The sequence below is a fragment of the Roseateles sp. FW305-36 genome (genome assembly GCF_058787015.1).
Map to the genome: position 1 here is coordinate 350,316 of NZ_JBYSZK010000003.1, position 17,218 is coordinate 367,533.

At 68.6% G+C, this 17,218-nt stretch carries 13 protein-coding genes; 8 read left to right on the forward strand and 5 right to left on the reverse strand.

Annotation, left to right across the window (positions count from 1 at the left end):
* Positions 1-2: 2 nt before the first annotated feature.
* The gene (locus tag AC3WOE_RS08305) at positions 3-2,333 is read left to right on the forward strand and encodes a GH36-type glycosyl hydrolase domain-containing protein (RefSeq protein WP_492689636.1); all 2,331 of its coding nucleotides are present in this window, start codon (positions 3-5) and stop codon (positions 2,331-2,333) included.
* Here AC3WOE_RS08305 and gntR read toward each other — a convergent pair.
* Positions 2,325-3,371 (reverse strand): HTH-type transcriptional regulator GntR, encoded by a 1,047-nt coding sequence (gntR, locus tag AC3WOE_RS08310; RefSeq protein ID WP_492689638.1) that lies wholly within the window; start codon positions 3,369-3,371, stop codon positions 2,325-2,327. The two genes, AC3WOE_RS08305 and gntR, sit on opposite strands and share 9 nt — an antisense overlap.
* A gap of 259 nt (positions 3,372-3,630) precedes the next feature.
* Here gntR and AC3WOE_RS08315 point away from each other — a divergent pair, with 259 nt between their 5' ends.
* Genes AC3WOE_RS08315 through AC3WOE_RS08325 form a run of 3 tightly spaced genes read left to right on the forward strand, consistent with a single transcriptional unit; the run spans position 3,631 to position 8,379 of the window.
* Positions 3,631-6,591 carry a TonB-dependent receptor domain-containing protein gene (locus AC3WOE_RS08315; protein ID WP_492689640.1) on the forward strand — a complete coding sequence of 987 codons (2,961 nt, stop codon included), beginning with the start codon at positions 3,631-3,633 and terminating at the stop codon, positions 6,589-6,591.
* A gap of 49 nt (positions 6,592-6,640) precedes the next feature.
* Entirely contained in the window at positions 6,641-7,555 is a 915-nt protein-coding gene (locus tag AC3WOE_RS08320) for a YihY/virulence factor BrkB family protein (RefSeq protein WP_492689642.1), read from the forward strand.
* Positions 7,552-8,379, forward strand: a complete 828-nt coding sequence (locus tag AC3WOE_RS08325; RefSeq protein ID WP_492689644.1) for an alpha/beta hydrolase — start codon at positions 7,552-7,554, stop codon at positions 8,377-8,379. Before AC3WOE_RS08320 ends, AC3WOE_RS08325 begins: the two co-directional genes overlap by 4 nt.
* Positions 8,380-8,399: 20 nt before the next feature.
* Here the strand turns inward: AC3WOE_RS08325 and AC3WOE_RS08330 are convergent, their stop codons facing one another.
* The 3 genes from AC3WOE_RS08330 to AC3WOE_RS08340 are packed head-to-tail and all read right to left on the reverse strand — an operon-like array spanning position 8,400 to position 10,432.
* Entirely contained in the window at positions 8,400-9,032 is a 633-nt protein-coding gene (locus AC3WOE_RS08330; RefSeq protein ID WP_492689646.1) for an LON peptidase substrate-binding domain-containing protein, read from the reverse strand.
* 3 nt (positions 9,033-9,035) lie between these two features.
* The gene (locus AC3WOE_RS08335; protein WP_492689648.1) at positions 9,036-9,968 is read right to left on the reverse strand and encodes a patatin-like phospholipase family protein; all 933 of its coding nucleotides are present in this window, start codon (positions 9,966-9,968) and stop codon (positions 9,036-9,038) included.
* A 38-nt stretch (positions 9,969-10,006) separates the two neighbouring features.
* Positions 10,007-10,432, reverse strand: coding sequence for an Lrp/AsnC family transcriptional regulator (locus tag AC3WOE_RS08340; protein ID WP_492689649.1), 426 nt, complete (start codon positions 10,430-10,432; stop codon positions 10,007-10,009).
* Positions 10,433-10,556: 124 nt separating this feature from the next.
* Here AC3WOE_RS08340 and ocd point away from each other — a divergent pair, with 124 nt between their 5' ends.
* Entirely contained in the window at positions 10,557-11,594 is a 1,038-nt protein-coding gene (gene ocd, locus AC3WOE_RS08345; RefSeq protein ID WP_492689650.1) for an ornithine cyclodeaminase, read from the forward strand.
* Here the strand turns inward: ocd and AC3WOE_RS08350 are convergent, their stop codons facing one another.
* The gene (locus AC3WOE_RS08350; protein ID WP_492689652.1) at positions 11,595-14,528 is read right to left on the reverse strand and encodes an HD domain-containing phosphohydrolase; all 2,934 of its coding nucleotides are present in this window, start codon (positions 14,526-14,528) and stop codon (positions 11,595-11,597) included.
* A gap of 241 nt (positions 14,529-14,769) precedes the next feature.
* Between AC3WOE_RS08350 and AC3WOE_RS08355 the strand changes: the two genes are divergently transcribed.
* From AC3WOE_RS08355 to AC3WOE_RS08365, 3 genes are all read left to right on the forward strand, one after another.
* On the forward strand, positions 14,770-15,354 hold the full coding sequence (locus AC3WOE_RS08355; RefSeq protein ID WP_492689654.1) for an outer membrane beta-barrel protein: 585 nt from the start codon (positions 14,770-14,772) through the stop codon (positions 15,352-15,354).
* A 57-nt stretch (positions 15,355-15,411) separates the two neighbouring features.
* Positions 15,412-16,335 carry a DNA-binding protein YbiB gene (ybiB, locus tag AC3WOE_RS08360; RefSeq protein WP_492689655.1) on the forward strand — a complete coding sequence of 308 codons (924 nt, stop codon included), beginning with the start codon at positions 15,412-15,414 and terminating at the stop codon, positions 16,333-16,335.
* Between the two features lie 115 nt (positions 16,336-16,450).
* Complete coding sequence (locus AC3WOE_RS08365) at positions 16,451-17,218, forward strand: sulfite exporter TauE/SafE family protein (protein ID WP_492689741.1); 768 nt, start codon at positions 16,451-16,453, stop codon at positions 17,216-17,218.

Here is a 17,218-nt window from a genome sequence, read left to right on the forward strand (position 1 = left end):
CCATGCTTGGCCCTATCGACCACGGCGAGCGCTACGAGCTCGCCAGCGCCACCGCCCTGCCCCAGGCCGGCGGCTTCCTCTGGAACCGCCGCATGATGATCCAGATGACCTGCCGCGGTTACGCCACCGCGCAGTTCATGCAGCCCGAACCGGCCAAGTACGCGCACGCGCCCAATCTGGAGGCCAAGACCTTCATGCAGCCGGAGCAGGCCTACTATGCCCACCACCCCGGCCGCTTCGTCTACGTGAAGGACGAGGACAGCGGCGAGCTGTTCTCGGCGCCCTACGAGCCGGTGCGCGCGGCTGTCGAGTCCTTCTCCTTCCGCGCGGGCAGGCACGACCTGGGCTGGACGGTGGAACACCTCGGGCTGCGCGTGGAGATGGTGCTGGGCCTGCCGACGGATGACGTTGCCGAGCTGTGGGAGCTGCGCGTCACCAATCTGGCGGACCGCGCGCGGCGCATCAGCGTCGCGCCCTACTTCCCCATCGGCAATATGTCGTGGATGAACCAGTCGGCACAGTGGCGGGCCGACCTGGGCGGCATCGTCGCCAGCAGCGTGACGCCCTACCAGAAGGTGGCGGACCACTTCAAGAATCTGCACCTCAAGGACAAGACCTATTTCCTCTGCGAGCGAGTGCCGGACGCCTGGGAAGCCAGCCAGTCGGCTTTCGAAGGCGAAGGCGGGTTGCACAAGCCCAGCGCCCTTCAGGCCGAACAGCTGGCCGGTGGCGATGCGCGCTACGAAACGCCGGCCGCCTGCGTGCAGTACCGCCTCACGCTGCAGTCGCACGAGACGCAGACCTGGCGCTTCATGTTCGGCCCGGCGCTGGACGACGCCGAGATCGCGCAGATGCGAGCGACCTATCTGAGCGAAACCGGCTTCGCCCGCAGCCGCGAGGCCTATGCACGCTACATCGACGGCGGCCGCGGCTGTCTGCGCGTGAAGACGCCGGACGCCGACTTCGACAACTTCATCAACCACTGGCTGCCGCGCCAGGTCTTCTATCACGGTGACGTCAACCGCCTCAGCACCGATCCGCAGACCCGCAACTATCTGCAGGACAACCTGGGCATGGCCTATATCGCGCCGACCGTCACGCGCGGCGCGCTGCTGCATGCGCTGGGCCAGCAGCACGACAACGGCTCCATGCCCGACGGCATCCTGCTCATCGAGGGCGCCGAGCTGAAGTACATCAACCAGGTGCCGCATACCGACCACTGCGTCTGGCTGCCGGTCTGCCTGCAGGCCTATCTGGATGAGACGGCAGACTTCGCGCTGCTGGATGTTGTGGTCGCTGGCATGACCGTGGCCGAGCGCCTCGACGCCGCCATGGTCTGGCTGCACAAGGACCGCGACGCACGCGGCCTGAGCTTCATCGCCCAGGGCGACTGGTGCGACCCGATGAATATGGTGGGCTACAAGGGCCGCGGCGTGTCGGGCTGGCTGACGGTGGCCGCCGCGTACGCCATGCGGCTGTGGAGCGGCATCTGCGCCGACGCCGGCCGCGCCGAGCAGGCCACGCGCTGGCAGGCCGCTGCCGAAGAACTCAACGCCGCCGCCAACCGCCACCTCTGGGACGGCGACTGGTTCGCCCGCGGCATCACCGACGACGGTGTCGTCTTCGGTGTGAAGGCCGACAAGGAGGGCCGCATCTACCTGAACCCGCAGTCCTGGGCCATGCTCAGCGGCGCGGCCAGCGACGTGCAGCGCGGGAAGATGCTCGCCGCCATCGACGCCCAGCTCGAGACGCCGCATGGCGTGGCGATGTTCAACCCGCCCTACTCCGGCATGCGTGACGACGTCGGCCGCGTGACGCAGAAGCACCCGGGCTCGGCCGAGAACGGCGCTGTCTACAACCACGCCGCCAGCTTCTACGTCCACGCCCTCTACGACGCCGGCGAGAGCGATCGCGCCTACAGCGCGCTGCGCCGCATGATCCCGGGGCCGGACAGCGGCGACTATCTGCAGCGCGGCCAGCTGCCGGTCTTCATTCCCAACTACTACCGCGGCGCCCATCGCGAATACCCGCGTACGGCGGGTCGCTCCAGCCAGCTCTTCAACACCGGCACGGCGGCCTGGGCCTATCGCTCGGTCATCGAGGGCCTGTGCGGTTTGCGCGGCGATGCACTGGGCTTGCGAGTGAAGCCGCAACTGCCCTCGGGCTGGAACGAACTCAGCGCCGAACGCGAGTTCCGCGGCGCGCGCTTTCTGCTGAAGGTGCGCCGCACCGGCCAGCACCGCGTGCTGCTGGACGGCCAGCCACTGGCCGATGGCCTGGTGCGCAATATCGAAGCCGGGCGCGAGTACCGGCTGGATGTCGAACTAGCTTGAGGCCCGCTTCAGGATCTGGAAGCCCAGGTCCAGATGCGGTTGCTCCACAGTCTGGCCGCGCATCAGCGCCATCAGCATCTGGGCAGCCTGCTCGCCGATCTCGACGCGCGGCGTGGCCACGGTGGTCAGCGGCGGCAGCATCTGGTCGCTGCCGGGCAGGTTGTTGAAGCCCGCCACGGCCACGCGCTCGGGCACGGCCACGCCCAGGCGCAGCGCGGCCAGCAAGGCGCCCTGGGCCAGGTCGTCGTTGCAGAAGAAGATGGCGTCGGTGTCCGGTGCGTCCTTCAGCAGCTTCTCCAGCAGCTCGCCGCCCAGGGCCATGGACGACGGCTCGGGACTCAGCAGCTTGTGCACCTGGGCACCCAGGCCGGCCTGCTGCATGGCCAGCTCATAGCCCTCGCCGCGCTGCAGGGTGCGCGGGTCGAGCTGGGCCGCCACATAGCTCACCTTGCGCCGACCGCTGTCGAGCAGATGCTGGGTGATGGCCCGGCCGGCGTCGCGCTGCGAAAAGCCGACGCTGTAGCTGCCGGGCTCCGAGGCCAGTTCCATCACATGCACGCACGGCACGCCGCTGCCGTGGATGAGGGCGGCCGCCGCGGGGCTGCGGTCCAGTCCCGTGACGATGAGCCCCGCCGGGCGATGCGCCAGGAAGCTGCGCAGCACGGCTTCTTCCTCGGCCGGGTCGTAGTGAGTGACGCCGATCAGGGTTTGGAAGCCCGCCAACATCAACTGGCGCTGCAGCGCGTCCAGCAGTTCGACGAACAGCGTGTTGCTGAGCTTGGGAATGAGCACCGCCACATGGGAGCTGCGCGCCGAAGCCAGGGCCCGCGCGGCCGGGTCGGGCACATAGCCCAGCGCGGTCGCTGCTGCCTGCACGCGTTCGCAAAGCTCGGCCGCCACGGCGCGCTCGCCGCGCAGGGCGCGGGACACCGTGATGGGGCTGACGCCGGCCTCGCGGGCGACATCCGCCAGGGTCACGCGACCGGTGGCGCGGGGACGGCGGGTGGGTTCTTCGGAAGTCGGCTTAGCGCTGGGCATGGCTACATGTTATCCCCCATATCAAGCCCTTCTCACGACGTCTAGGATAGCGCAATCCACCCATGAAGGCAGCCACTGCTTTGTTGGCACCAGCAACGGTGGATACCCGTTGTCTCACGGTCCTGGGGGGAGCCATCTCCCCCCTTTTTTAGACCGATTGGACAGCGCTATCCAGATTTGAGTTGTACCCACCCACCGGCCCTGACCAGAGCCGTCTGACGACAAGCAGCGGATCACGCTGCAACAACAGGAGACTTTCATGCACAAGCCCGGCCACAAGACCCTGATCCACCTCGCCGCCCTGGGTGCCTGCGCCGGCCTGGCGCTGTCAGCCCATGCGCAAGCCGCTGACGCGACCACGCCGCCGGCTGCCGGCCAGCAGAACGCGCCCGCAAGCAGCGACAGCAATGTGTTGAACACGGTCGTCGTCACCGGCTCGCGCATCTCGCAGCGCGGCTTCACCCAGCCCACGCCCACCACGACTCTGACGGCGGTCGACCTGGAGAAGTCCGCCCAGCCCAATCTCTTCAACACGCTGATCGAGCTGCCCGCGCTGCAAGGCAGCACGGGTCGCACCACCTCCACCTTCAGTACCAGCAGCGGCGTGCAGGGCCTCAGCTCCCTGAGCCTGCGCGGCCTCAGCCCCATCCGCACGCTGACCCTGCTGGACGGCCAGCGCGTCGTGGCCGCCAACGTCACGGGCGTGACCGACGTGAGCCAGTTTCCGCAACTGCTCATCACGCAGGTGGACGTGGTGACCGGCGGCGCCGGTGCCTCCTATGGCTCCGACGCGGTGGGCGGCGTCGTCAACTTCATCACCGACAAGCGCTTCACCGGCTTCAAGGCCAATCTCGAAGGCGGCCAGACCAACTACGGCGACGACAAGAACGGCACCCTGCAGGCAGCCTGGGGCCGCAGCTTCTTCGACGACCGCGCCCACCTGATCGTCAGCGCCGAGTACGTGCGCGAAAAGGGCGTGCCCTCGCCCCGCTTCGGTGGCGCCGGCGCCAATGGCCGGACCTGGTTCCAGAACCCGGCCTTCCAGGTGCGCTCCCTCGGCAGCACGACCGACGGCAAGCCCCAGATCTACGACATCCGCAATGCCCAGCAGTTCCAGTACGCCAAGTACGGCCTGATCACCAACGGCCCGCTGCAGGGCACGGCGTTCGGCAAGGACGGCGTGCCCTACAAGTTCAACTATGGCTCCAACGGTGTGCCAACCGGCACCGGCGCCGTCACCGGCTGCATCACGCCCTTCTGCGTGGGCGGTGACCTGGCCGGCACCGTTGGCGGCGGCACCTCCATGGGCATGGACCTCAAGCGGGAAGTCTTCTACACGCGCGGCAGCTTCGACGTCAGCGACAACGCCGAGGTCTATTTCACCGTCAATCTCGCCAGGGTCGATGCGCGCTTCAACCCCAACCCCGGCGCCGCCAAGAACGACAACCTGACCATCCAGTGCGACAACCCCTACCTGCCGGCATCCATCCAGCAGGCCTGCGTTGCCAACAACATCACCAGCTTCAAGTACGGCACGGCCAACGGCAATCTGGAAAGGGACATCGAGGTCAACCCCGTGCGCGAGCAGAAGCGCTTCGTCATCGGCAGCAACGGCAAGTTCGACCTCGGCGGCAGCAGCTGGACCTATGACGGCTACTTCGAGCACGGCATCAACGACATCGAGATCGATGTCTCCAACATGATGCTGAACCCGCGCTACAACGCCGCCATCGACGCAGTGCGCAACTCGTCCGGCCAGATCGTCTGCCGCAGTGCCGCCGCCGTGGCGTCCGGCTGCGTGCCGCTCAACATCATTGGCGACGTCAAGCAGGACCCGGCCGCCCTGACCTACGTCTTCCCCGCCAACGGCCCGCGCCAGCTCTCGCGCCAGCGCCAGACGGTGGCCAGCTTCAGCGTCAACGGCCAGCCCTTCTCCAACTGGGCCGGCCCCGTGGCCGTCGCGTTCGGCGCCGAGGCGCGCAAGGAAGGCTATTGGGTCACTGGCGACCCCTACGGCAATGGCGTCTACCCCGCCACGCCCAACACCACCGCCTACCCAGCCGATCCGGTGCTGAACACCACCGTGGGCAACAACTGGTTTGCCGGCAACTACCACGCGGCCTCGGGTGCCTACAACGTCAAGGAAGGTTTCGTCGAGTTGAACGCCCCGCTGTTCAAGTCCGCGAGCTTGGGCGACGCCAACCTCAACATCGCCGGCCGCCACACCCAGTACAGCACCGCCGGCGGCATCAACAGCTGGAAAGTCGGCTCGACCTGGAAGACCGGCATCGACGGCCTGCGCCTGCGTGCCGTCGCCTCGCGCGACGTGCGCGCCCCCAACCTCTCGGAGCTCTACGCCGCACCCGTGGTCATCAACCAGAACGTCAACTACCAGGGCAGCACCTTCACGGCTCAGCAGCGCACCGTGGGCAACACCGCCCTGCGCCCGGAACTGGCCAACAACAAGGTCGTCGGCATGACGCTGAGCCAGCCCAGCTGGGCGCCTGGCTTCAGCGCCTCCGTCGACTACTTCGACATCAAGGTCAAGGACGTGATCTCCACGTTCACTATCCAGCAGGAAGTCGATCTCTGCGTCGCCGGCAACCAGGTGTTCTGCGCCGCCATGGACCTCGTCAGCCCGACGAAGTTCGTGACCCTGCAGGCCTTCAACCTCGCCAAGCTGCGCAACAAGGGCGTGGACATGGAGGTGCTCTACCGCTTCAACCTCGCCGGCATCAACCTGCCCGGCAAGCTCACGCTGCGCGGCCTGGCGACCTACACCAAGAGCTTCCTGACGGACTCCGGCGTCGTCGGCACCATCCCGGCCGAAAGCGCGGGCGTCAACCTCGGCAACACGCCGAAGTGGAAGACCCAGTTCTCGCAGACCTGGGACTCGGACGTCGTCAGCTTCTCCATCAGCCAGCGCTGGATCAGCGACGGTGTCTACAGCAATGAATACATCGAGTGCCAGAGCGGCTGCCCGGTCTCGACCTCGATCCACCAAACCATCGACAACAACAAGATGAAGGGCGCCCTCTACTGGGATCTGGGCGGCACCTACAAGCTCAACAAGAACGTCAGCCTGTACGTGAAGGTCGACAACGTCACCGACGTCGCGCCGCCCGCCGCCCCGTCCACCAACACCAGCTACGGCGTCAACCCCGCGCTGTTCGACGTGCTGGGCCGCCAGTACCGCGTGGGCGCCCGCATGACGTTCTGACCGGCGGCGTCCTACAGCGCTGGCCAGCGCCTGCCGCCAGACTCGGCGCATGCGCTGGCTTGATCCGATACGGCCGCTGGGCCGCGTGCTGCAACTGACCTTGGCCGGCTTCCTGGCCGACCGCGGCCCGCGCATGGGCGCGGCCCTGGCCTACTACACGCTGTTCTCGCTGGCGCCGCTGCTGCTCATCGTCGTGTCGGTGGCCGGCCTGGTCTGGGGTGGCGAGGCGGTGCGCGGCGAGCTCTTCGACCAGCTCGCCGAGCTGCTAGGCCCCAGCGCCGGCTCGACGGTGGAGAGCCTGCTGAAGGCGGTCTCCTGGCCGGCCGGCGGCTGGCTCAGCACGGTCGTCGGCCTGGGGCTGATGCTGGTGGGTGCGACGACCATGTTCGCCGAACTGCAGGACGCGCTGGACACCATCTGGCGCGTGCCGACCCGGCCCGTGCAGGGCTGGCTGAACTGGCTGCGCGCGCGGCTGCTGAGCTTCGGCCTCATCTTCGGCCTGAGCTTTCTACTGCTGGTGTCGCTGCTGCTGGACGCCATCATGGCCGCCGCCCAGACCTGGTGGCAGCCCTGGTTCGGCGACTGGCTGCGCGTGGCCGCCTTCGCCAACACCGTCTTCAGCCAGGGCCTGGTGGTGGCCGTGTTCGCGCTGATCTTCAAGTGGATGCCGCGCGTGCAGGTGGCCTGGCGCGATGTGCTGCTGGGCGCCTTCGTCACGGCCGGCCTGTTCGCCCTGGGGCGCTATGGCATCGGCGCCTATCTGCAGCGCAGCGGTGTCGTCTCGGGCTTCGGCGCGGCGGCCTCGGTGGTGGCCCTGCTGGTGTGGGTGTATTTCTCGGCCCAGATCCTGCTGATCGGCGCCGAGTTCACCTGGGCCTACGCAAGAGTGTTGGGTTCGCGACGGCAATCCGAGGCGGCTGGGGCAAACTTGCGCCCCGACGCCACCTCCTCAGCGACGCGATGACGACCACGACCACCGACGACGGCCTCAAGCTCCATCTCCGCCACTGGCCCGCCGCCGCGCCGTCACGCGGTCAGGTTCTGATCTGCCATGGCCTCGGCGAGCACATCGAGCGCTACGCTCATGTCGCCGCGGCGCTGAATGTCGCCGGCTGGGATGTGCATGGCTGGGACCATCGCGGTCATGGCCACAGCGACGGCCGCAAGGGCGACATCCCCGACCACGACGCCCTGCTGCGCGACACGGCGCGGGTCATCGACGCGGTGCGCCAGCCTGGCAAGCGCTTCGTGCTGCTGGGCCACAGCATGGGCGGCCTGATCGCCGCGCGCTTCGCAGCCGAGGCGCTGACGGGCAAGCCCGCCGCCTGGAGCCGGCCGCTGGACGCCCTGGTGCTGTCTTCGCCGGCCCTGGACCCGGGCCTGTCCGGCTTCCAGAAGGCCCTGCTGGCCGTGGCCAGCGCCCTCTTCCCGGGCCTGGCCGTCAGCAACGGCCTCAAGCCCGAATGGATCAGCCGCGACACGGCCGTCGTGAAGGCCTATGCAAGCGACCCGCTGGTGCACGACCGCATCACGGCGCGGTTGACGCGCTTCATCGTCGACGGCGGCGCCCGCGCCGTCGGCGACGCGCCGCGCTGGAAGCTGCCGACGCTGCTGATGTGGGCCGACGCCGACCGCTGCGTGGCGCCGCGCGGCAGCGAGGCCTTTGCGGCCGCGGCCCCCGCGCATGTCGTCGCGACCAAGCCCTGGCCCGGACTCTTCCACGAGATCTTCAACGAGCCCGAGAAGGCCCAGGTGATCTCGACGCTTACCGATTGGCTGAATCGCTGAGCACGGATCGAGCACAGCGCCTACGAGCGCGACGACGCGAGGGTGTCGAGCCGGTCCACGACCAGCTCCAGTCTCAGCAGCGGGTTGTCCATCGCCATCAAGCGCTGACGTTCGGGCAACGGCATGGGCAGCAGCTCGGCCCAGCGGTTGGACAACCAGCCGGCGTCTTCCCAGCGATAGGGCGGCTGGATGGGCAGGTCCTCGACCTGCCCCCTGGCCTGCCAGCCGGCGAGCAGCTCCTGCAGTTGGCGCGCGCACAGGCTCAGATCCTCGGGCACCGTGACGCTTGCATCGTCGGCCAGCAGTTCCAGCTTGCCGAGCCACAGGCCATGGCTCAGGCAGCGCCGCTCCAGCACGCGAAAGCGCTGGGCGCCGAGAGCACGGATTTCGATCAATCCCGGCTGGTCACGCTTGAAAGCGGTCATGCGGGCCAAGGTGCCGACGTCGTGGAAGGCCTCGGTCCTGAAGCCCTCGCCGTCGCGCTGCCTGACCTCCTCGCCCTCGCTCAGCGTGACGACGCCGAAGGGCAGGCCCTGGGCATGGCAGCGCTGCACCATGTCGAGATAGCGCGGCTCGAAGATGCGCAGCGGCAGGTGACCGTCGGGGAACAGCACTGAGCGCAGCGGGAAGAGCGGCGTCTCGGTGTCGTGCATGACCTACTTCGTTTTTTCGGCGATGCGCTGCCGCAGGATCGGAAGGATGGCTTGCGCGGCCTCGCGGCCGGCCTGCACAGCGCGGCGGCGGGCCGTGAAGTCGGCGCTGCCGACGCCATCGAGCTTGGGCCGGATGACGACATCCGCGTCCCTCAGCTCGAACATATTGATGCTGCGGCCCATGATGGAGAAAGTCTGCATCAGCATGCGAAAGGCGTCACCCGGCGGGTCCTTCTCGGGCGGCGAAGTGATGTCCACCGCCACGACGAGGGTGGCCCCCATCTCCTTGGCGAAGCGCACCGGCACCGGCGACACCAGGCCGCCGTCGACGAACTCGCGCTGGCCGATGCGCACCGGCTGGAAGACGGCCGGTACGGCGCTGGAGGCGCGCACGGCCGTGCCGGTGTCGCCGCTGCGGAACAGGATGGACGAGCCGTCGGACAGGTCGGTGGCGACGATGCCCAGCGGCAGGCCCATCTGCTCGATGTTCTTGCCGGCGGTCTTGTCGCGGATGAAGCGCGCCAACGCCTCGCCGCGGATCAGGCCACGCAGCGGGAACGACCAGTCGGTGATGGCGCCCTCGTCCATGGTCTCGGCAAGGTGTTGCATCTCCTTGCCGTTCTTGCCCGAGGCGTAGAGGGCCGCGACGAGGCTGCCGGCCGACGTGCCGGCGACGAGGTCGACCTTGATGCCGTTTTCCTCGAACACCTGGATGACGCCGATGTGGGCGAAGCCGCGTGCGGCACCGCCGCCCAGAGCCAGGCCGATGCGGGGTGGTTTGGTTGGCGGCTTGACGACCGGGGGCTGTGGATCGGTCGGCGGCGCGGTCACGACGACCGTCGGTGGCTGGGGCGGCAGCGTGGGCAACACGGAGCAGCCCGCGAGAACGAAGACCAGCACGGCCAGGCCGGCACGGCGGAGAAGAGCAGGAGTCATGTCAGGCAAAGGAAGCGGGCGCACGATACCTGAGCTGCTCAACCGAGCTTGTAGCTTTGCAGATGGATGGAGGTCTCGGTGCTGGCAATGCCCTTGATGAGGCGCACCCGCTCCAGCACGTCGGCGAGTTCCTGCAGGCTGGAACTGCGGATCTCGGCCAGCAGGTCCCAGCGGCCGTTGGTGTCGAAGAGGCCGGTGATGCCGGGTTCGCCGAGCAACATGGACACGACCTCGCGGGTGCGGTTGCCTTCCACCGTGATGCTCATCCAGGCCGTGATCTCGTCGGGCACCGAGTCGGGCCGCAGGCGCACCGTGTAGCCGGTGATGACGCCGCTGTCCTCCAGCCGGGCGATGCGGTTGGTGACGGTGCCGCGCGAGACCTTGAGCTTGGCCGCCAAAGTGGCGACGCTGGCGCGGGCATCAGTGCGCAGCAGGGCGAGGAGTTGCTGATCGAGAGCATCCATTTTGATCAAAAAGGCAATTTCTTGTGCCATTTTGCCAAATAGGCATGCATTACTGGTCAGGAGTTGCGCTTCTGTTTGGCGTGCCGCCTCGGAAGAATCGCTTCAACACATTCCGGAGACCGCCATGACCACCGTCCTCACCACCCAAGACGTCGCCCGCCTCGTGCAGCGGGTAGGACTTCCCGATTTACTGCGACGCCTTGTCGCCAACCTCGAATCCGACTATCTGCGCTGGGCCGAATTCGACAAGACGCCCCGCGTCGCCGCCCATTCGACCGACGGTGTCATCGAGCTGATGCCCATCGCCGACGCCAGCCTCTACAGCTTCAAATACGTCAACGGTCACCCCAAAAACCATCGCTTCGGTCTGCCGACCGTGATGGCTTTTGGCGTGCTTGCCGACGTGGCCACCGGCACGCCGGCCCTGCTGTCCGAGTTGACGCTGACCACGGCCATGCGCACCGCCGCCACCTCGGTCATGGTCGCCAAGCGCCTGGCCCGCCCTGACAGTCGCGTGATGGCCCTGATCGGCAACGGCGCCCAGAGCGAGTTTCAGGCCCTGGCCTTCCACCACCTGCTCGGCATCCGCGAGCTGCGCCTCTACGACATCGACCCCGCCGCCACGGCCAAGCTGGTGCGCCACCTGAGCCGAACGCCGGGCCTGACGCTGACGGTCTGCGCTTGCATCGCCGAAGCGGTCAAGGGCGCCGACATCGTCACCACCGTCACGGCCGACAAGACCAACGCCACCATCCTGACGCCCGACATGATCGAGCCCGGCATGCACATCAACGGCGTCGGCGGCGACTGCCCCGGCAAGACCGAGCTGCACCGCGGCGTGCTGGAGATGGCCCGCGTGATCTGCGAGTTCGAGCCGCAATCGCGCATCGAAGGCGACATGCAGCAGATGCCGGCCGACTTCCCCGTCACCGAGTTCTGGCGCGTGCTGGCCGGCGAGGCTGCAGGCCGCGAGTCGTCGGGCCAGGTCACCGTGTTCGACTCGGTCGGCTTCGCGCTCGAGGACTTCTCCGCCCTGCGCCTGCTGCGCGAGCTCAGCCAGCAACTGGGCCTGGGCTCGCCGCTGGACCTGATCCCGAACATGGCCGACCCCAAGGACCTGTTCGGTGAGCTGCACCTCAGCGGCCAGCTGCAGGCCGCCTGATCAGGGCAGATAGGCCGTCAGGTCGACGACGTCGATCATGGGCGGCAGCATGAAGCGCTCGGCATAGGCCCGGCAGACGCCCGAGCTCAGGAAGAGCTCGAACAGCGCCGGGTCGAGATGGCCCTCGCCCACCATGCGCCGCATGATGGTCAGCGCCTCCGACAGGCGCTTGCCCGGCTTGTAGGGCCGGTCGTCGGCCGTCAGCGCCTCGAAGACATCGGCAATCGCCATCATGCGGGCCTGCGGGCTCATCTGCTCGCCCGTCAGGCCGCGTGGGTAGCCCTTGCCGTCCATGCGCTCGTGGTGGCCGCCCGCGATCTCGGGCACCTCGCGCAGATGCTTGGGAAAAGGCAGTTCCTGCAGCATCTTCAGCGTCTGCACGATGTGGTCGTTGATCTTGTAGCGCTCCTCCTCCGTCAGCGTGCCGCGCGAGATCGCGAGGTTGTGCAGTTCGCCGCGGTGGTAGAGATGCTCGGGCTGGCTGAGTTTGAAACCCCAGCGGTTGTCGCCGCCCAGCTTCTCCTCGGGGGGCCGCGCCAGGATGTGCTCGGGCCGGTCCTGCAGCAGTCGCTCGGTCGCCGGCAGCGGCGGGCGCGGCTTGGGCTGGCGGCGCAGTTCCTCGATGGACAGGCCCAGGCTGTCGTCCAGCGTACGCGACCAGCGCTTCTCGCCAATGCGCCGCAGCCGCGCCACGGCCTCGGCATCCAGGGCTTCACCGCCGACATTGCTGGCCGCGACGAAGGCGTAGTCGGCATCCAGATCCGCCAGCCCGCCTTCGGCCGCAGCCCGCGCACGCTGCGTGCCCGCCTCGCCCAGTTCGGCCTCCAGCTTCTCGATCAACACGTCGCGCTTGAGCACCTCGAAGCGCGCGCGGATCTCGTGGACGCGGTTGTAGATGGTCTCCAGTTTGGTGGCCTTGTCCACGACGTATTCCGGCGTCGTGACCTTGCCGCAGTCGTGCAGCCAGGCGGCGATGTGCAAGGCCTCCCATTGGTCGGCATCCATGGTGAAGCCGGCAAAAGGCCCCTGCCTGGCCTCGCAGGCGGCTTCGGCGAGCATCTTGGTCAGCTCGGGCACGCGCTGGCAGTGGGCGCCGGTGTAGGGGCTCTTGGCATCGATGGCGCCGGCCACCAGCTGGATGAAGCTCTCCAGCAACTCCTTGCGGGCCCGCAGCAGCAGCTGGTTGTCGATGGCCAGGGCCGCCGTGCCCGACAGCGCGCGCACGAAGGCCACGTGGGCCTCACCCAGGGGCTGGCCCTGGCCGTGGTCAGGCAGCGGGAAGCTCAGCGTCAGCGTGCCTATGGTCTCGTGGCGGCGGTTCTTCAGCGGCAGCGACAGCAGGCGCAGCCGCGCCGTCCCCAGGCCGGAGAACAGTGGCTGATAGGCCGCGAGATGGCTGGGGTCATCCCAGCCCAGCTCGACCTCGATGGCATCGTCGGCGCGCAGCGCCTGCACCGGCGCGCCCAGGCTGTCGGCCACGTCCAGGTCCCAGCTGCGGCCCATTTCGGGCGCGAGTTCGCCCAGCAGACGCGCGGACGCCGGCTCCAGCAGCCGGCCGTCGTCGGACAGCAGATGCACCGCCCCACCGCTGGCGCCCGTCACCGCGATGGTCTCGCGCAGGATCAGGTCCAGCAGCTTGTCGAAGTCGCGCTCGGCGCTCAGCGCACCGCTGATGTCGAGGAAGCGGCGCAGCGAATGCTTCATCGAGGTCATTGCGATGGCCAGGCGGTCGACCTCGCGGATCAGGCTGCGCTTGGGATCGGGGCCGTCGAACTCGAAGCGCTCGATGGCCTCGGCCTGGCGGGCCAGGTTGCGCAGCGGCCGCGACACGCGGTCGGCCAGCAGGTGCACGAGCGGCAGCAGCAACGCCATCAACCCCAGCGAGATGTAGAAGCTGTGGCGGCGACTCTCGAGCTGGAAGGCCTGCAACTCCTCGCGGGGTGCGGCCATCAGCAGCACCAGCGGCGCGCCGGCCTCCACGGCCCCTTCCAGCGGCAGTGCCTGGCTGACCCATTCGCGGCCGGCGACGGCCTGCACCGGCGTGAGATGACCCGCGTCATCGCGGCGCTGCCACAGCTCGCGCATCAGCGGCGATGCGGCGTCGCCGACGCGAGGCAGGCCCTGGCCTTCCTTCAGCGCCGGGCCGCGCTCCCGGCGGGCTTCGGCCAGCATCTCGCCGTCCTGGGTCGCGATCAGCAGTTCGGCCGAGCGGCTGATCTGCGGCTTGCTCAGCATCTCGCCCAGGGCCTTCAGGCTGACGTCGGCGCCGACGATGGCGCCGCCATGCGCCTGGGCCAGGGTCACGCCGGGCTCGCCGGTCGTGAAGAAGCGATAGGGCGCCGACTGCACCAGCTTGCCCTGGCCCGCCTGGCTGGCCAGCGCAAACCAGGGCCGGGTGCGGGGGTCGAAGTCGTACTCGGCGCGGTCGCGCAGCTGCAGCTCGCGCAGCTCGGCGTCATAGAAGCGGTAGCTGCCCCGCGGCGCGGCGCCGCCATCGCGGTTCACGCTCTGCAGGCCGAAGGCGGCCTCGGCGGGTGCATCCATGCGCTTGCGCGTCGCGGCGTCGCTGAGGCGGCGCAGCAGCACGAAGGAGCCGCCGGTCGTGCCGGCATAGACGGCCGACACCGAGGTGTTGACGCGCAGGGCCGCGGCCATCTGCGGCAGAGCGGCCAGGCGCTCGGCCTCGGTGCCGGCGCGACCGAGAGCGCCGGTCGCCAGCAAGGCCACGCTGACCCGCGCAGGCCGCAGCTCGGTCTCCACCGCCGCGGCCGCCTCGCGGCCGATGCGCTTGGCCGCCGCGCCCGCCTGCTGCAGCATCAGCGAATCGCTGCGCGAGCGCTCGTACAGCAGCAGCACGCCGTACACCAGGGCCACCAGGCCCACCATCAGGAAGCTCAGCGTGATGTAAAGCGTCTTGGGTTTGATGAGCGGCATGGGTCCCAGAGGCAGCAGCGTTGCACCAGTATCACCGTCCCGCGACGAACTTGCCCGGTGTTACGACAAGCTCCGGTCACTGCGGGGCGGTCCGTCGCCAATGGGTGTCCAAGTCCTACAAGTGGGGTTTCTCGAGGCCATGAGGATGGCGCCAGCGACGCCTCCCGTCGCCTGTCGCCGCAGCCGCCCACCCGGTGGCCGCGCTCCGATGACTGAAGTCCTAGGAAGAGAGAAGTTCCCCATGAGAAAGATTGCCATCAGCCTTGCCGCTCTCGCCCTGGTCGCCACCGCCCAGGCCCAAACCTCACGACCGAGCGGCAACACCAACGCCGCCGGCACCTACGGCCTGCTGTCCCTGGGTCAGAGCCACCTGAACACGGATTGCACGGGACCGAATGCCTGCGACCGCAACGCCCTGGGTGGCAAGGCCGTGTTCGGCTACGCCTTCGGCAATGGCCTGTCGCTGGAAGGCGGCTACACCAACTTCGGCAAGTTCCGCGCGTCCCGGGGCGCGCTGGGCCTGAGCGCCAGGCCCGACGCCCTGCACTTTGGCGGCGCCTACTCGGCGAACTTGACGCCGGACTGGGGTGTGGTCGGCCGCGTGGGTGTGGCACGCGTACGCACCCGGCTCGATGCCGACGCCGGCACGCTCGGCGGCGCCTCGGACAGCGAGAGCAAGACTCAACCCATCGTCGGCGTCGGCGTCAACTACGCGCTGAACCCCTCGACACGCGTCGAGCTAGGCGTGGACACGACGCGCGCCCACTACCTGGGCGAGCGCCACAACGTGCGCATGGTGTCGCTGGGCGCCCGCATGGCCTTCTGACCCCGCCTTGCCGCAACGAGGAGGGCCGCCGTGGGCGGCCCTTCCTACACTCGCGGCATGAACTACGCCCCGCTGATCAAGGAACTGGGCCGCGGCGCCCGGGGAGCGCGCGACCTGAGCCGCGAGCAGGCCGAACAACTCTTCGGCGAGATGCTAGACGGCCAGGTGCCCGACATGGAGCTGGGCGCCATGCTGATCGCCCTGCGCGTGAAGGGCGAGAGCGCCGACGAAGTGGCCGGCTTCCTGGCCGCCATGCAGGCGCGTACCGCCTCCCTGGCCGCGCCCGCCGGTCCACGCACCGTGCTGCTGCCCAGCTTCAACGGGGCCCGCAAACAGGCCAACCTGATGCCGCTCGTTGCCCAGTTGCTGGCCCGCGAGGGTGTGCCGGTGCTGATCTTTGGGCGGCACGACTTCGACAGCCGTCACAGCCCCTTCGAGCTGCTGGACGCCCTCGGCCTGTCCGCCAGCCCCTCCTTGGCCGATGCCGAAGCGCGGCTGGCAAGCGACAGACTCGCCGTCCTGCCTTTGCAGATGCTCAACCCTGGCTTGAACGCGCTGATGGCCCTGCGCCCCCGCCTGGGCGTGCGCAACAGCGCCCACAGCCTGGCCAAGCTGCTCGACCCCTTCCCCGCCGGCCGCGGCGTGCGGGTGGTGGCGGTGACCCACCCGGAATACCTGGACAGCATGGGCCAAGCCCTGCCGGGCCTCACGTCGGGCGGCGGCCGGGCCCTGCTGATGCGCGCCAGCGAGGGCGAGGCCTATGCCCATCTGCGCCGCAAGGCCCATCTGATCGGCTTCCAGGACGGCCAGGCCGCGCCGTTGCACCCGGCCGACACTGCCGACCTGGACTGGCCGCTGTCGCCCGCCTGCGCGCCGGCCGAGAACGCCGCCCTGATCCGCGCCATGCTGGATGGCACCGAAACGGTGCCTCCTCGCATCACCGAACAGGTCGCCGCCCTGCGGCTTCTGGCCACAAACTGAGGTTGCTTATTCGCCTCAGGCATATAGCGCTAAGAATTAAATAGTTCTGCGGCACTGCAACATTCCCTAGAGTCGCGCCCTCGGGTGGCATGGGGCCGCTCCTGGAGTGCGTGTGCTGGACGGAATTGCGATTGCGAGCGGATTGGGCGTCGGCCTCATCGTCGGGATTACCGGCGTGGGCGGCGGCTCGCTGATGACGCCGCTGCTGCTGTCCGTCTTCAGGCTGAGCCCGGCGGTCGCCATTGGCACCGACCTGTGGTTTGCCTCCCTGACCAAGATGAGCGGCTCGGTGGCCCATGCCCGCCACGGCCACGTGAACTGGGCCATCGTGCGCCGCATGCTGATGGGCTCCATCCCGGCCTCCATCGCCACCATCGCGCTGATGCACCAGACCGGCGTCACCAAGGGCTGGGCCTCGGCGCTGACCTTCTCCCTGGGCATCGCCCTGCTGCTGACGGCCGTCGTGGTCGCCTTCAAGCAGAGCTGGCAGCCCCTGGGCCTGAAGCTGGAGCGCTGGATTCCCGAGTCGCGCAAGCCCATGCTGATGGTGGCCCTGGGCCTGCTGCTGGGCGTGCTGGTGTCGCTGTCGTCCATCGGCGCCGGCGCCATCGGCGCGACGCTGATCCTGCTGATCTATCCCCGCATGAAGGCCCGCGACATCGTGGGCACCGACATTGCCCATGCGGTTCCGTTGACGCTGGTGGCCGGCATCGGCCACGCCAGCCTCGGCAACGTGAACTGGGAACTGCTCGTGTCCCTGCTCATCGGCTCTTTACCCGGCATCTGGCTGGGCGCCCAATTGACCCGCCGCCTGCCGGACGGCGTCGTGCGCAGCCTGCTCTGCGTCTCTCTTCTGATGGCCGGCTGGAAGGTCATCCACTAA

What these genes read in the sequence shown, in the direction of transcription:
- AC3WOE_RS08330 (WP_492689646.1), bottom strand. Translation starts at nt 9,032, where the DNA reads ATGCACGACACCGAGACGCCGCTCTTCCCGCTGCGCTCAGTGCTGTTC.
- AC3WOE_RS08325 (WP_492689644.1), top strand. Translation starts at nt 7,552, where the DNA reads ATGACGACCACGACCACCGACGACGGCCTCAAGCTCCATCTCCGCCAC.
- AC3WOE_RS08355 (WP_492689654.1), top strand. Translation starts at nt 14,770, where the DNA reads ATGAGAAAGATTGCCATCAGCCTTGCCGCTCTCGCCCTGGTCGCCACC.
- AC3WOE_RS08315 (WP_492689640.1), top strand. Translation starts at nt 3,631, where the DNA reads ATGCACAAGCCCGGCCACAAGACCCTGATCCACCTCGCCGCCCTGGGT.
- ybiB (WP_492689655.1), top strand. Translation starts at nt 15,412, where the DNA reads ATGAACTACGCCCCGCTGATCAAGGAACTGGGCCGCGGCGCCCGGGGA.
- AC3WOE_RS08320 (WP_492689642.1), top strand. Translation starts at nt 6,641, where the DNA reads ATGCGCTGGCTTGATCCGATACGGCCGCTGGGCCGCGTGCTGCAACTG.
- AC3WOE_RS08305 (WP_492689636.1), top strand. Translation starts at nt 3, where the DNA reads ATGCTTGGCCCTATCGACCACGGCGAGCGCTACGAGCTCGCCAGCGCC.
- gntR (WP_492689638.1), bottom strand. Translation starts at nt 3,371, where the DNA reads ATGCCCAGCGCTAAGCCGACTTCCGAAGAACCCACCCGCCGTCCCCGC.
- AC3WOE_RS08350 (WP_492689652.1), bottom strand. Translation starts at nt 14,528, where the DNA reads ATGCCGCTCATCAAACCCAAGACGCTTTACATCACGCTGAGCTTCCTG.
- AC3WOE_RS08340 (WP_492689649.1), bottom strand. Translation starts at nt 10,432, where the DNA reads ATGGATGCTCTCGATCAGCAACTCCTCGCCCTGCTGCGCACTGATGCC.
- ocd (WP_492689650.1), top strand. Translation starts at nt 10,557, where the DNA reads ATGACCACCGTCCTCACCACCCAAGACGTCGCCCGCCTCGTGCAGCGG.
- AC3WOE_RS08335 (WP_492689648.1), bottom strand. Translation starts at nt 9,968, where the DNA reads ATGACTCCTGCTCTTCTCCGCCGTGCCGGCCTGGCCGTGCTGGTCTTC.